12 protein-coding genes and 1 pseudogene are annotated in these 13,584 nt (G+C 70.4%); 5 read left to right on the top strand and 8 right to left on the bottom strand.

Annotated elements, in window-relative coordinates; translation table 11 throughout:
- Positions 1-7: 7 nt before the first annotated feature.
- From ACXKR8_RS36380 to ACXKR8_RS36370, 3 genes are read left to right on the top strand one after another with little or no spacing between them, the layout of a single operon-like run.
- Positions 8-1,225: a cytochrome P450 gene (locus ACXKR8_RS36380; RefSeq protein WP_458268809.1), complete on the top strand. Its 1,218-nt coding sequence runs from the start codon at positions 8-10 to the stop codon at positions 1,223-1,225.
- Entirely contained in the window at positions 1,226-1,933 is a 708-nt protein-coding gene (locus ACXKR8_RS36375) for an SDR family NAD(P)-dependent oxidoreductase (RefSeq protein ID WP_458268808.1), read from the top strand.
- Between the two features lie 28 nt (positions 1,934-1,961).
- The gene (locus ACXKR8_RS36370; protein WP_458268807.1) at positions 1,962-2,732 is read left to right on the top strand and encodes an SDR family NAD(P)-dependent oxidoreductase; all 771 of its coding nucleotides are present in this window, start codon (positions 1,962-1,964) and stop codon (positions 2,730-2,732) included.
- A gap of 170 nt (positions 2,733-2,902) precedes the next feature.
- Here ACXKR8_RS36370 and ACXKR8_RS36365 read toward each other — a convergent pair whose 3' ends face one another.
- The 5 genes and pseudogenes from ACXKR8_RS36365 to ACXKR8_RS36345 all read right to left on the bottom strand — a co-directional run.
- On the bottom strand, positions 2,903-3,586 hold the full coding sequence (locus ACXKR8_RS36365; protein WP_458268806.1) for a class I SAM-dependent methyltransferase: 684 nt from the start codon (positions 3,584-3,586) through the stop codon (positions 2,903-2,905).
- Positions 3,587-3,624: 38 nt separating this feature from the next.
- Entirely contained in the window at positions 3,625-4,443 is an 819-nt protein-coding gene (locus tag ACXKR8_RS36360) for an ABC transporter permease (protein ID WP_458268805.1), read from the bottom strand.
- Positions 4,444-4,473: 30 nt separating this feature from the next.
- A complete protein-coding gene (locus tag ACXKR8_RS36355) occupies positions 4,474-5,475 on the bottom strand; it encodes an ATP-binding cassette domain-containing protein (RefSeq protein WP_458268804.1) in 1,002 nt (333 codons plus the stop codon).
- A 124-nt stretch (positions 5,476-5,599) separates the two neighbouring features.
- Entirely contained in the window at positions 5,600-6,697 is a 1,098-nt protein-coding gene (locus ACXKR8_RS36350; RefSeq protein WP_462099965.1) for an asparagine synthetase B family protein, read from the bottom strand.
- A gap of 310 nt (positions 6,698-7,007) precedes the next feature.
- Positions 7,008-7,388, bottom strand: a pseudogene (locus tag ACXKR8_RS36345) (asparagine synthase (glutamine-hydrolyzing)); the annotation flags it as partial.
- Between the two features lie 262 nt (positions 7,389-7,650).
- Here ACXKR8_RS36345 and ACXKR8_RS36340 point away from each other — a divergent pair.
- Positions 7,651-8,715: a methyltransferase gene (locus ACXKR8_RS36340; RefSeq protein WP_458268802.1), complete on the top strand. Its 1,065-nt coding sequence runs from the start codon at positions 7,651-7,653 to the stop codon at positions 8,713-8,715.
- Between the two features lie 49 nt (positions 8,716-8,764).
- Positions 8,765-9,970, top strand: coding sequence for a cytochrome P450 (locus tag ACXKR8_RS36335; RefSeq protein WP_458268801.1), 1,206 nt, complete (start codon positions 8,765-8,767; stop codon positions 9,968-9,970).
- A 147-nt stretch (positions 9,971-10,117) separates the two neighbouring features.
- Here ACXKR8_RS36335 and ACXKR8_RS36330 read toward each other — a convergent pair whose 3' ends face one another.
- Genes ACXKR8_RS36330 through ACXKR8_RS36320 form a run of 3 tightly spaced genes read right to left on the bottom strand, consistent with a single transcriptional unit; the run spans position 10,118 to position 13,507 of the window.
- Positions 10,118-11,347, bottom strand: a complete 1,230-nt coding sequence (locus ACXKR8_RS36330; RefSeq protein WP_458268800.1) for an FAD-dependent monooxygenase — start codon at positions 11,345-11,347, stop codon at positions 10,118-10,120.
- A 17-nt stretch (positions 11,348-11,364) separates the two neighbouring features.
- Positions 11,365-12,624, bottom strand: a complete 1,260-nt coding sequence (locus ACXKR8_RS36325) for an FAD-dependent oxidoreductase (RefSeq protein WP_458268799.1) — start codon at positions 12,622-12,624, stop codon at positions 11,365-11,367.
- 25 nt (positions 12,625-12,649) lie between these two features.
- Complete coding sequence (locus ACXKR8_RS36320) at positions 12,650-13,507, bottom strand: LLM class flavin-dependent oxidoreductase (RefSeq protein WP_458268798.1); 858 nt, start codon at positions 13,505-13,507, stop codon at positions 12,650-12,652.
- Between the last annotated feature and the right edge of the window lie 77 nt (positions 13,508-13,584).

Raw genomic sequence — 13,584 nt, 5'->3', positions numbered from 1 at the left:
GCCACTGATGAGCCTCCAGGAGCTCGACCTGATGGATCCCCGGGCATTCGGCAACGGGATCCCCCACGACTACTTCAAGCAGCTCAGGGCGTCCGGCCGGCTGCATCCGGGCACCGACACCGACGGCGAGAGGTTCTGGTACGTAGTCCGGCACCGGGACGTGTCCGAGGTCTCGCGCGACACGACCCGCTTCCTCTCCGGACCGACCACCATGACCTCGGTCCGCAAGGTGGACCCCAGCCCTCCGATCATCACGTTCCTGGACGGCCTGGACCACACCCGGATCCGCAAGCTGACCTTCAAGGCCTTCGCCCCGGCGCGGCTGGCCGCGCTGGAGGGACCGATCCGCCGCATCGTGGACACCATCCTCGCCGAGGTCGCCGAGCGCGGCGAGTTCGACCTGGCGGACGACGTCGCGCTCCGGCTCCCCTTCGAGGTGCTCCTGGAGCTGCTCGACATCCCCGACGGGGACCGGGCGATGCTGCTGGACTGGGCGAGCGCGACGGTGAACCTCGGCGACCCGGAGTACGACCGCAACATGTCCGGGGAGGGCGAGGACTGCTTCCAGAAGATCTACGAGTACCTCGTCGACTTCGCGGGTCACCGCGCCAAGCACCTGACCGACGACTGCTTCTCGGTGCTGCTGTCCGCCCGGCTCAAGGGCGGACGTCTCGACGTGCCCGACCGGCTCTCTCCGGAGGAGGTCGGACTGTTCGCCTCCACCCTGATCACCGCCGGGAGCGAGACCACCTACTGCTCCGTCACCGGGGGCGTGCTCGCCCTGCTCGACCACCCCGACCAGCTCGAACTGCTGCGCTCCGACCGGAGCCTGCTGCCGACCGCGACCAACGAGGTGCTGCGCTGGGTCACCCCGGTCACGCACTTCGCCAGGCGGGCGGCGGTCGACACCGAGATCGGCGGCCGGCCGATCCGCGCGGGCGAGCGCGTCGTCATGTGGTACTCGTCGGCGAACCGCGACGAAGAGGTGTTCGCTGACCCGGACCGGTTCGACGTCACCCGCTCGCCCAACCCGCACCTGACCTTCGGCGGCGGCGGTCCGCACATCTGCATCGGCAACGGCCTGGCCACCATGGAGCTCCGCCAGTTCCTCGACGGCGTTCTCGACCTGCTGCCCCGGCTCGAACTCACCGGTCCCCCGGTGCGTCCCGAGACCAACTTCATGAACAGCATCAAGCACCTGCCCGTGCGGTTCGGGCGTGGCTGAATGACCACCGCTTCCGAGGACGCGCCCTCGAGGACGCGCACCGCCCTGGTCACCGGGGCGAACCGGGGCATCGGCCGCGCCGTCGCCGAGGAGCTCCACCACCGCGGCCTGCGGGTGGTGGTGACGGCGCGCAAGGCCGAGGAGGCCCGTGCGGCCGCGGCCGGGATCGGGACCGACGTGCGCTGGTGCGCGCTGGACACCACCGACGCCGGCAGCGTCGCCCGCAGCCTGGCCGAGGTCGGCCGGGTCGACGTCCTGGTGTGCAACGCCGGGGTCCTGCTGGACGCCGGCTCCGACCCGCTCTCGGTGCCGCTCGGCCTGGTCGAGGAGACGCTGGCGGTGAACCTGCTGGGGACCTGGCGGGTGCTTCAGGCGTTCGTCCCGCCGATGGCGGTCCGGGGCTGGGGCCGGGTGGTGGTGGTGTCCAGCGGCACCACCGCCGAGTTCGGCGGGCGGCTGTTCGCCCGGACGCCCGGCTACTCGCTGTCCAAGAGCGCCCTGAACGGTCTCACGACGCTGGTGGCCGACCAGACCGAGGGCAGCGGCGTCCTGGTGAACGCCGTGAACCCGGGCCGGGTACGCACCCGGATGATGCCCACTCAGGAGCAGCTCCCCGAGCAGGCGGCCCGGTTCATCGCCGACGCGGCGACCCTTCCCGACGACGGGCCGACCGGGCAGTTCCTTACCGAGCAACGCAACCAGGGCTGAGGCCCGCACCGCAGATGGAGGAGACATCATGGAGTTCGACCTGTCCGGGAAGACAGCTGTGGTCACCGGCGCCGGCAGCGGGATCGGGCTGGCGACCGTGCGGGCGCTGGTGTCCGCGGGCGCGGAGGTGCTCGGCGGCAGCCGGACCGTCTCGCCGGAGCTGATCGACGCCACCCCGCACGTCCTGCAGGTCGACCTGCTGGACGAGGAGGGCCCCGGCGCGCTGCTGGAGCACGCGCTCGCGAAGTTCGGCGGCGTCGACATCCTGGTCAACAACGTCGGCGGCGGTGTGAAGCTGGCGACCGGCTTCCTCGACATCGAGGACGAGGTCTGGCGGCACGCCTTCGAGCTGAACGTGATGACCACGATCAGGACGACCAGAGCGGCGCTGCCCAGCCTGGTCGAGCGCAGGGGCGCCGTGGTCAACATCGGGTCGATGAACGCGATCCTGGCGGACCCGGCCCTCGGCCACTACTCGGCGGCCAAGGCCGCGCTCGCCAACATCGGCAAGTCCCTCTCGCTGGAGTTCAGCCCGAAGGGGGTCCGGGTCAACACCATCTCCCCCGGGCCGGTGCGGACCCGGGTGTGGACCAACCCGGACACCGCCCGGAAGCTGGGGATCAGCCCGGAGGAGTTCATCGAGATGGTTCCCAAGTTCGCCGGCCTCTCCACCGGCAAGATGATCGAGCCGGAGGAGATCGCCACCCTGGTCGTGCTGCTGACGTCCGGTGCGGTGCCGAGCGTGGTGGGCTCCGACTACGTCATCGACGCCGGGATGGACCGGCCCCACGTGCGCTGACCCGGCCGGTCCCACGATCGATCGTGGGACCGTGACGCAGAGGCCCCTGCCGCAGCGACTGCGGCAGGGGCCGATGCCTGTCCTCCGACCCGTTCAGGGGCGGGCGGAGGACATGACGACGGCCCCCGCCGGGGGACCGGGGCCGTCGTCGGTTCCTGTGGACCGCTCCCTCAGCCGGCCGTGGCCGTGAAGATCGCGACCGCTCCCCGTACTCTGACCTGAGATGACGGGAAGTACTTCGCCAGTTGGGCCTTGAGGCCCTCCAGGTCGTCCCCCTGGTTCTGGAAGTTGCCCCGTCGGTGCTGCTCCACCAGCATGTTCCGGGTCAGCCTGTTCATCGGCACGCCCTCCGCCAGCACCGAAGTGCCGAACAGCACCCCGCCGGGCCGGATGGTCTCCGCGACGTGCTTGAAGATGACGCCCTTGCCGTCCCAGCCGCCCGGAATGGTGTGGAAGACCAGGTTCATGCCAACCGAGTCGAAGTGGCCGGCCGGCAACGGCAGCGGCTCCATCAGATTCGCCTGGCAGATCTTGGGCCGGTAGCGGGACAACACCCTGGCGGACATGTCCAGGCACTCGCTGCTCAGGTCGAGCAGGGTGATGTCGGGATCGCCGACCGGAAACCGGCAGCGGTCCACGAAGTAGCCCGTGCCGGGGCCGACGTCCAGATGGCGGGCGCCCACGTTGTCGTCGTAGAGCCGCCGCATCTCCCCCGGCGGGCAACGCCAGACCACCGGGCAGAACACTCCGAGCACCCACTTGTCGTAGATCGACAGCTTGCCCCGGGTGTAGACCTCTTGCGCGTGGACGATCCTGGGATCGAGTGGTGCGGAGTCGACGGCTTCGCTCGACATCTGGCTCTCCAATTCCTGCTCGCGCAGAAGGGGTTCGGTCAGTTCCGACGGAAGCGGACCGTGCCGAGGACCGCGAAGAAGACCATGATCCCGGCGGTCCAGATCAGTGAACGGATGACGTAGTACTCGGCTCCGTGCCCGAGCAGTGCCTGTGCGTGGTCGCCGATGGTCAGCGCTCGGACCGCGTCGGCCATGATGGTGACCGGCTGGTTCGAAGCGAACGCCCGCAGCCAGCCCGGCATGCTCTGCACCGGGACGTACGCGCTGGACGCGAAGGTCACGATGAAGACGATCATCGACATTCCCTGCGCGGCCTTGACGTTGCCCGCGAGCAGTCCGAGCGTGATGAAGAGCCAGCTGAAGGCCAGCCCGAACAGCAGGCACATGCCGAAGGCCGCCAGGCCGCTGAGGACCGAGGCCTGAAGGCGGAAGCCCACGAGGAAGCCGACCCCGGTGGTGACCGCCAGCACGAAGGCCAGGATGCCGGTGTCGGCGAGGACCCGTCCGGTCAGCACGGATGCCGACGGGAAGGGCATCGACCGCAACCGGTCGATGAACCCGCCCTCCAGGTCCTCGGCCATCGCGATCGCGGTGCCCAGGGTCTGGAACAGCACTCCGGCGGTGATGAAGCCCGGGACCGAGAAGTCCACGTAGGGCATGCCCTGGCTGGTGCCGATCGCGCCACCGAAGATGTAGCGGAAGGTCAGCATGATCGCCGACATCTGCACCACACTCAGGACAACGAGGTCCGGCCTGCGCAGGAAGGTCTTCACGGCTCGCTTCGCGAGGAGCCAGGTGCCGGTCGGCAGGCTGATGTTCTTCTGCAGCACGGTGGGGTTGGCGACTGTGGCCGTCATTGTCATGTCCGTCTCTCCTGTATGTCCGCGTTACGCCGACTTGGCCTTGGCGCCGACCAGTTGGGCTTCCTCGGCGTTCTGGGTGTCCTTCGTCCGCTGGCCGGTCAGCGCAAGGAAGACCTCGTCGAGGCTGGGCTCGCGGACGCTGATGTCGGAGAGCTCCGCACCGGTACCCTCGATCGCCCGCAGCCCGGCGAACAGCCACTGGGCGGCGTCCTCGTCCCCGGCCGCCACGCTGACGCAGCGGGTCGCTTCGTCCACCTGCGGCTTCGGGCCGTCCTTGCTGGTCAGCACCGCGGCCACCTTGGCCACGTCGGAACGCTCGCGGACGTGCACCTCGAAGACCCGGCCGCCGACGCGCCGCTTGAGCTCGCTCGGTGTCCCGGAGGCGACCGCGCGCCCCTGGTCGATGATCACGACATGACTGGCCAGGCGGTCGGCCTCGTCCAGGTACTGCGTGGTCAGCAGGACGTCGGTGCCACGTTCGCGGAGCGACTCGATCATGTCCCAGAGGTCCAGCCGGCTGCGGGGGTCCAGGCCGGTCGTCGGCTCGTCGAGGAGCAGCAGGCGCGGCGCGCTGACCAGGCTCGCGCCCAGGTCGAGCTTGCGGCGCATGCCTCCGGAGTAGGTGCGCACCAGCCGGTCGCCGTCCTCGGTGAGGCCGAACTGCTCCAGGATCCTGGTCGCCTCCAGCCTGGCCTGACGGGCGCGCCGACCGAAGAGCCGGGCCACCATCTCCAGGTTCTCCCGGCCGGTCAGGGCCGGCTCCACCGCGGCGAACTGCCCGGCCAGGCCGATGGCCCGGCGCACCGCGTCGGGCTCGCGGCGCACGTCGTAGCCCGCGACCCGCAGCTCCCCCTCGTCCGGGCGCAGCAGCGTCGCCACCGAGCGGACGAAGGTCGTCTTCCCGGCGCCGTTGGGCCCCAGGACGGCTACCACCTGCCCCTGCTCGACCTCCAGGTCGAGCCCATCCAGAGCCATCGTCTTGCCGAAACGCTTGACCAGGCCCCTGGCTTCAATCGTCAGTGCCACCGTTCCTCCTCAGTTTCATATACCGCTCGGCCTCGTTGGAGATCGACAAGCGTCGCCCCATTAAGCGGGAGTGGACTCGAAGACTGCTCGTGCCCGAGTAGAGCGTTTCGCATGGTGACCTGGCTCACACAGCCAGCTCGACGTTGTAGTTGACCAGCCAGGAGTTGAACTGGAGCGCCATCTCGATGTGCATCCGGCTCGGCCAGTCATGTGCCGCACCGGGATTGGCGAGGGTGCGCTTGACGGCCTCAGGATTCAGGTAGGGGAGAATCGGTGACGATGTGTCGGCGATCAGGGCGGACAGCTCCTCGTGCAGCATCCGGGTGTACGCCGGATCCTGGGTGACCGGCCAGGGGCTCTTCTTGCGCTGCAGCACCGACGCCGGCAGCAGGTCCGCGACGGCGGCCCGCAGGATCGCCTTCTCCCTGCCGTCGAAGGTCTTGAAACTCCACGGGGTGTTGAAGAGGTACTCGACGAGCCGGTGATCGCAGTACGGAACCCGCAGTTCCAGGCCGTGGGCCATGGAGAGCCGGTCGCCCCGGTCGAGCAGCATCGGCATCCAGCGGGTCAGCGTGAGGTAGCTGATGGTGCGCATCCGGCTCTCCTCGGCGCTGTCCGAGGACAGGACCGGGGCCTCCGCCACGGCCTCGCGGTAGGAGTCGGCGTAGTAGCGGCCCATGTCCATGGTCTCCAGCAGCCCGATGTCGAACAGGCCCCGACCCTGCCCGTTGAGCGAGCTCGGCTGGAGCCCCTCGTTGACCACCCAGGGGAAGGCCTCGGCGTTGACGCACTCCGGGTTGAACATCCAGTTGTAGCCGCCGAAGATCTCGTCGGCGACCTCGCCGACCAGGGCGACGGTGGAGTGGGTCTTGATCTCCCGGGCGGTGAGGTAGTTCGAGGTGTCCATGTCGCCGAGGGTGGACGGGCCGTCCTGGGCCAGCATCACGGCCAGCCTGGTCTTCGGGTCCATCAGGTCCTCAGTGCTGAGCACGATGTTGACGTGGTCGGACGAGACGTGTTCGGCGACCTCGATCGCGAAGGGCTCGTCCGGGGAGAACCGGACGTCGTCCGCCTGGAAGTTCTTCGCGTAGCCGTCGAAGGTGGTCACGAAGGTCCGCATCCGCTTGCCCTCCAGCTTCCACCGCCACATGGACGCGATGGCGGTGATGGAGCTGGAGTCCAGGCCGCCGGAGAGCGCGGTGCACAGCGGGACGTCGGCCACCAGTTTCGCGCAGGACGATGTCCTCCAGCAGCGAGCGGACCGTGCCGATGGTCTCGCGGAGGTCGTCGGTGTGCGGGCGGGCCTCCAAGGTCCAGTAGCGGCGGTCCGTGACTCCGTCGCGGCCGATCGTCAGGGTGTGTCCGGGCAGCAGCGCCTGCATGTCGCGGAACACCGACGCCCCGGGCTTCTTGGCGACCGAGAACAGCTCCCGCAGGCCCTCGACGCCGACGACGGGACGGACCAGCGGGTTGGCCAGCAGCGCCTTGGGCTCGGAGCCGAACACCACGCCCTGCGGCTGCCGGTTGTAGAAGAGCGGCTTGACCCCGAAGCGGTCGCGCACCAGCAGCAGTTCCTCGCGCCGCACGTCCCAGACGGCGAACGCGAAGATGCCCTCGAGCCGCTGGGCGCAGTCGGCGCCCCACTCCAGGTAGGCGCGCGCCACCACCTCGGTGTCGCTGCGGGTGCGGAAGCTGTGCCCGCGCGCCTCCAACTCGGTCCGCAACTGCTTGAAGTTGTAGACCTCGCCGTTGTAGACGATCACGGCTGCCGCAGCGCCGTCCTGATCAACCGTCAGCGGCTGGATGCCGTCGGTCGGATCAATGATCGCGGTACGCGTGTGTCCCAGGGCGGCGCGCTCGCCGAGCCACACCCCCCGGTCGTCGACGCCCCTCTTGGCCAGCGCGTCGGTCATGGCCTGAAGTGCCGGCCCTTGCTGCGCCAGGTCCTGCGCGAAGTCCACCCAGCCGGCGATGCCGCACATCAGCGTCTCCCTCGGTCGGTTCCCAAAGTCCCGTGCAGCATGGGGACTGCCGTTCGAAGCAATCTGGACAATCGCTCGAGCCGTCCCCGACGGCCGCGGCGGCGGGAGGGGTTCGACTGCTCCCCTATCGGAGTTCGAGCGGGGCACGGGAATCTGCCCGGGAGCCGATCCCGGTGACGAGAGGTGGATGTCGATGACCCCGCAGGACAGCACACCCCAGGTCCAAGGCATGTCAGGCTGGTTCGACCGGGGACTGCCCCCGCAACAGCAGGTCCTGGGCTTCCTCTACGCCAAGTGGATCATCGGGGCGCTGAGGGCCGCCGTCGAGGTCAGGGTCCCCGACGCCCTCGCGGACGGCCCCCGGACCGTCGCTGAGATCAGCGCCGAGACCGGCACGACAGCCGACGCCCTCTACCGCGTCCTTCGCGCCGTGGCCGCCGCCGGGATACTCGACGAGCAGGCCGACGGCCGCTTCGCGCTGACCCCGGCCTCCGCCGGACTGGTCACCGACGCCCCCGCCGGCATCCGCGACATGTTCCTGTTCGCCTCGGACCCCATGCTCTGGCGGCCCTACGAGGACGTCGCCCACACCCTGCGCACCGGCGAGGCCGCCTTCGACCACGCCTTCGGCACGTCGTTCTACGAGTACACCAAGGCCAACCCGGCCAGCGGAGCCGTCTTCGACCGCGCCATGCGGCAGAACCACTACCCGGGCACCGACCGGGTCTTCGAGACCTACGACTTCGGCCGGTTCCCGCGGATCGCCGACGTCGGCGGCGGGCACGGCCAGTTCCTGGCCGAGGTCCTGCGCCGCTACCCCCAGGTCACCGGGGTGCTGGCCGACCAGGCCCACACCGTCGCCGACGCGAAGGACGTCTTCGAGAGGTCCGGCACCAGCGACCGGGTGACGATCGTGCCCACCGACTTCTTCACCGAGGTCCCCTCGGGCTGCGATGCCTACTTCGTCAAGCACACCCTGCACAACTGGGACAACGACGACGCCGGGTTGATCCTGCGCAGGATCAGGGAGGCCATCGGCGAACACGCCGACGCCCGGCTGCTGATCGTCGAGAACCTGCTGCGCGGCCCGGGCGAATGGGACATCGGCAAGCTGATCGACGTCGAGTCCCTGTCCGTGCTCGGCGGACGCGAGCGCAGCCTCGCCGAATGGAACGAGCTCGCCGGCGAAGCCGGCTTCGTCCTCGCCAACGACCCCGTCCCGGGCGACATCGCCCTGCTGGAATACCGGCCGGTGTAGCAGCACCGACCCGGTCCTGCCGCCGACTCGCAGAGAGGTAGGTGTGTTCATGCCCGTGCTCCTTCCCGATCCGATGAACCTCCCGGCCCGCCGCCGCTGCCCGCTCGATCCCCCCGACGAGTACGCCCAGCTCCGCGAGGAGCGGCCGGTGAGCCGGCTGCGGCTGCCCGGGGGGCGGATCGGCTGGCTGGTGACGCGTTACGACGACGTCCGCGCCACCCTCGCCGACCCCAGCTTCACGCCCCCGCTGATCCAGGTGACGCCCAACGCCGAGCTCCCGCTGCCCGAGGAGGAGCTCCAGGTGCCGCCGGGGATGTTCTCCGCCCTGGACCCGCCGGAGCAGGGCCGCTACCGCAGGCTGGTCAGCAGGCACTTCACCCGCAAGCGGATGCGGGAGCTCGCGCCGAGGATCGAGCAGATCGTCGACGAGCAGCTGACCGGAATGATCAACAGTGGCCCCACGGCCGACCTGGTCCAGTGGTTCTCCCAGCCGATCCCCACCCGGGTGATCACCGAGATGCTCGGCATCCCCGCCTCCGACCAGGCCGACTACCAGCGGTGGATCATCACCATCCTGACCCTGAACGCCACCCCCGAGCAGCTGCGCGAGGTCAGCACGGGCATGTACGGGAACCTGAGCGAGCTCGTCCGCGCCAAGCGCAAGGAGCCGGGCGACGACATCATCAGCGAACTGCTGCACGGTGAGAAGGCCCTGGAACTCGACGAGGTCCTCAACATCAGCATCCTGCTGCTGATCGCCGGGCTGGAGACCACCGCCAACATGCTCGGCCTCGGCGCCTTCGCGCTGCTCCAGAACCCCGAGCAGGCCTCGGCACTGCGCGCCGACCCCGACCGGATCGAGGTCGCCGTCGAGGAGCTGCTGCGGTACCTCACCATCGTGCAGTTCGGGCTCACCCGCACCGCCCGCCAGGACACCCAGATCGCGGGACAACGGATCCTGGCCGGGGAGACCGTCGTGGCCTCGCTGGCGGCGGCCAACCGCGACCCCGCGTTCTACTCGGACCCGGACCGGCTGGACGTGTTCCGCGAGGGCTCGCCGCACCTGGCCTTCGGCCACGGCGTGCACCAGTGCCTGGGCGCGCAGCTGGCCAGGGTGGAGATGAAGATCGCGTTCGAGGCGCTGCTGCGGCGGCTGCCGACGCTGCGCCTGGCGGTGCCGCCGGAGCAGGTGCCGACGACCGGTGAGGACAAGGTCTTCTACGGGGTGCACTCGCTCCCGGTGACCTGGTCCTGACCTGAGTCGGCCGCCCCTCGTTCGACGGACGGGAACGGAACGGAGAACGGGAGCGAGGATGTCCTCGCTCCCGTTCTCCGTTGTTCGACCGACCTACCTCGGACCTCGACGAGGCCGGGGGTCGGGGTCGGGATCGGGGTCGGGGTTTCAGCCGACCGAGGTGGGTTCGGGGAGCACCGGGGGCTGCCAGTCGCCGACCATGGCCACCCCCTCCTGCCCGGCGCGCGGCGGCGTGATCCTCAGCCGCAGGTCGCGCCGCAGCCGCTCCCAGCGCCGCTCGGTCAGCTTCGTCTCGCCCATCCGGCGCGAGGCCGCAGCGATGGCCTGCGACCGCGGCCGGCGCTGCTCGTCGTAGCGCGCGAGCGCCTCGGGCACGCCGTCGGCGACATCGGCCCCGCCCGCTCCGCCGACCCCGGACGACAGTTCCGCGCACAGCACGACGGCGTCCTCCAGGGCCTGGCAGGCGCCCTGCCCCAGGTCCGAGGTCATGGCATGGGCGGCGTCGCCGAGCAGCACCACCCGGCCTGAGACATAGCTGGGCAACGGCTGCGCCAACTCGAACACGTCGTGGCGCAGTACCGACGCGGGCGGGGTGGCGGCGATCAGCGCCGGGATCGGGTCGTGCCAGGAGCCGAACCGCCGGAGCACCTCCGCGTGCTCGTCCGGATAGCGCACGCCCTCAGGGGTGTTGGCGACGGCGAACCAGTAGCTGCGCCCGCCGGTCAGCGGCATCCGCCCGAATTCCAGCCCCCGGCCCCAGCTGCTGCCGCCCGGCTCGGTCCGACCGCCCTGGCCCTGGGCGATACCGCGCCAGACGCTGTGCCCGCTGTAGACCGGAGCGGGGGTCAGCGGCCAGCGGGCGCCCCTGATCCGGCTGAACGCCCCGTCGGCGGCGACCACGACGTCACCGTGGAGGGTCTGCTCCCCCAGGGCTGTGCGATACCTGACGATGGCCCCGCCCTCGGTATCGGTGACCGCGAGGACGTCCGCCCCGGTCCGGATCAGTTCGGCCGGGACCGCGTCGCGCAGCACCCCGTGGAGCTGCGGCCGGGTCAGCACGATGATGGACAGGCCCCGTTCACGGAGGAACTCCGGGTCGGCCGGCCGTTGCAGCCGCCGGCCCGACGCCGTCCGCAGGCCCTCGCCACCGGGCGGCATGACCGCTGACAGCGAGCGCACCCGGGCGCCCAGACCGAGCCGGTCGAGCGAGCGCTGGGCATTCGTCAGCAGGGAGATCCCTGCTCCGGACTCCCGGAGCCGGTCGGCGCGTTCCAGGACGGTGACCCGCCAACCGGCCCGGTGGAGCCCGGCGGCGGCGGCCAGGCCGCCGATGCCGCCGCCCACGACCACGGCCCTGCGCCCTCGTGCACTGCTCATGTTCGGCCTCCGCCGGGTCAGACGGTGGACACCTCGGCCGGGGTCTGCGCACCGTCGACGTCGATCTGGATCGACCACTTGGCGATCTTCAGCGACATGTTCACGGCCTCGTTGGCATAGACCGTCATCTCCGCCTGGTACCCGGCGATGGCCTCGGCCAGCGGTTGCTCCCCACGGCTCGCCCTGATCAGCGCGCTGGACAGCAGCGCCCCGTCCCGCAGCGCGGTGTTGGCCCCCACCCCGCCGGTCGGCGGCATGACGTGCACCGCGTCGCCGACCGGGACGACATTGCCCGGCTCCCAGGGCTCGACCGGTGCGGTGGCCCGCAGCGCGATCGGATGGGTCTCGTCGGGCTCGGCGTGGGCGAACACGCCCCGCAGGTCGGGGTGCCAGTCGACGGTGCGCTTCAGCACCAGGTCACGGAGCTCCGTGCCGCTCATGGCGAAGAACGTCTCGTCGGACAGCCCGAGGTCCCTCTGGTGGACGCTGAACACCGACATGTAGTAGTCGCCGCTCTCCTCGAACTCCAGGCCGGGCCAGAACCGGGCAGCGGCCTCCTCCGGGCGCTCGCGGAACACCATGGGCATCAGCCCCAGGTGGTTGCCGTCCGTGCCGATCACATAGACGAACCGGTCCTTGAGGATCTCCGGCAGCCCGGCGTCGATCGCCCTGGCCCGGGGCGTGCGGGCCAGGACCCCGCGCACGCCCAGGTCGAGCGTGCGGTCGGCCGGGCGGAGCTGCTGGCGCACCTGGGAGTTCGCGCCGTCGGCGGCGATCAGCAGGTCACCGGTGTCCGAACTGCCGTCGGCGAAGTACGCGGTGACCCGGCCGCCCTCCGCCTGTTCACAGTGGGTGAACCGCTTGCCGTAGCGGACCTGGTCGTCGAGCCCGGCGAGCAGGATCCGGCGCAGGGTGACCCGGTCGACAGCGTCCACCTTGTCCGGCGCGTCGCCGCGCGGGTCGCTGAACGAGGGCGCCCAGAGCGGTTCGAGCCGCTCGTCGTAGGCGGCCAGGCCCTCATCGTGCCGCAGGTTCGAGGTGACGGTGAGCAGGTCCTGCAACTCCTGGGGCAGGACCTGGCGAAGGGCCAGCTCCCCGTCCGGACTGATCCGCAGCCGGTAGCCCTGCATGCGCCCCCGGGCGGAGTCGTCCCGCTCGTAGACGACGACGTCCTCGACACCGCCCTGCCGCAGTCCCTGGGCGAGGGACAGCCCGCCGATACCGCCACCGACGATGATGATCCGCAGCGGCAGGTTCGGCCCGTGGGATGTGTCCATCAACTTCTCCTCACTGGGTGGGGCGTCACGGGAAGACGACGTCGGCGATGAGGTCGAGGTGATCGGGGTCGGCGGTGACCGACAGCAGGAACAGTTCGTCGCAGCCGCCGGCTGTGTAGCCGTCGACCACGGCGCGCAGCCGGTCCTTGTCGGTGACGGCCCCTGCCGCGAGGTGCTCCGCCATCTTCCCCATGTAGGAGTAGTAGCTGAGCATGTGCTCGGTTGCCCGCTCCTTGCCGTCGGGGCCCAGCGCCACGTAGCAGTTGGCCCCCATCCGCGGGGTTCCGTCCCGGCCCTCCTCGGCCCAGAGCTTCTTGAAGCCCGCGACCACGTCGGGGAACTTCTGCGGGGGCCCGCCGGGCGAGATCCAGCCGATGGCGCTCCTGGCGGCACGGCGCAGGCCGGCCGGCGAGTGGCCGCCGCCCCAGATCGGAATGTCGCCGTTGGTCGGGGTGGGGCCCACGCCGGGCACCGGGCCGCGTCCCGCCCAGACCTCGCGCATCTCCTCGATCATCGAGTCCAGACGCCGTCCGCGGGTGCTGAAGTCCGTGCCGGTCGCGGCGTAGTCGTCCTCGCGCATGCCCGCGGACACACCGAGGGTCAGCCGACCGCCGGAGAGCCGGTCCAGGCTGGCGAGCTGCTTGGCCAGCTCCACCGAGCTGGGCCGGGAGGCGGCCAGCAGGATCGCGGTCACCAGCTCGATCCGCTCGGTGACGGCGGCGGCGGCGGAGAGCGCGACAATGCTGTCGAAGTTGTCGTACACCACGCGGTCGGTGACCGTCAGACTGTGGAATCCGAGGCGGTCGGCCCGACGGGCGAATTCGATCAGCTGGCTGCCATCGGCTCCATGGACGCCGGTAGGCAAGCAGACTCCGATATCCATTGCGTTCCTCCTCGGGCTGGTGACCGGGCCCGGAACGGTCCGGTCGGCCGGCACGCCGACAGGCGCAGCCGCTGCGG

Source organism: Streptacidiphilus sp. PAMC 29251, from assembly GCF_054208735.2.
This window is presented reverse-complemented; position numbering and strand designations above follow the sequence as displayed.

What these genes read in the sequence shown, in the direction of transcription:
- ACXKR8_RS36340 (WP_458268802.1), top strand. Translation starts at nt 7,651, where the DNA reads ATGACCCCGCAGGACAGCACACCCCAGGTCCAAGGCATGTCAGGCTGG.
- ACXKR8_RS36370 (WP_458268807.1), top strand. Translation starts at nt 1,962, where the DNA reads ATGGAGTTCGACCTGTCCGGGAAGACAGCTGTGGTCACCGGCGCCGGC.
- ACXKR8_RS36375 (WP_458268808.1), top strand. Translation starts at nt 1,226, where the DNA reads ATGACCACCGCTTCCGAGGACGCGCCCTCGAGGACGCGCACCGCCCTG.
- ACXKR8_RS36330 (WP_458268800.1), bottom strand. Translation starts at nt 11,347, where the DNA reads ATGAGCAGTGCACGAGGGCGCAGGGCCGTGGTCGTGGGCGGCGGCATC.
- ACXKR8_RS36320 (WP_458268798.1), bottom strand. Translation starts at nt 13,507, where the DNA reads ATGGATATCGGAGTCTGCTTGCCTACCGGCGTCCATGGAGCCGATGGC.
- ACXKR8_RS36380 (WP_458268809.1), top strand. Translation starts at nt 8, where the DNA reads ATGAGCCTCCAGGAGCTCGACCTGATGGATCCCCGGGCATTCGGCAAC.
- ACXKR8_RS36335 (WP_458268801.1), top strand. Translation starts at nt 8,765, where the DNA reads ATGCCCGTGCTCCTTCCCGATCCGATGAACCTCCCGGCCCGCCGCCGC.
- ACXKR8_RS36365 (WP_458268806.1), bottom strand. Translation starts at nt 3,586, where the DNA reads ATGTCGAGCGAAGCCGTCGACTCCGCACCACTCGATCCCAGGATCGTC.
- ACXKR8_RS36325 (WP_458268799.1), bottom strand. Translation starts at nt 12,624, where the DNA reads ATGGACACATCCCACGGGCCGAACCTGCCGCTGCGGATCATCATCGTC.
- ACXKR8_RS36360 (WP_458268805.1), bottom strand. Translation starts at nt 4,443, where the DNA reads ATGACGGCCACAGTCGCCAACCCCACCGTGCTGCAGAAGAACATCAGC.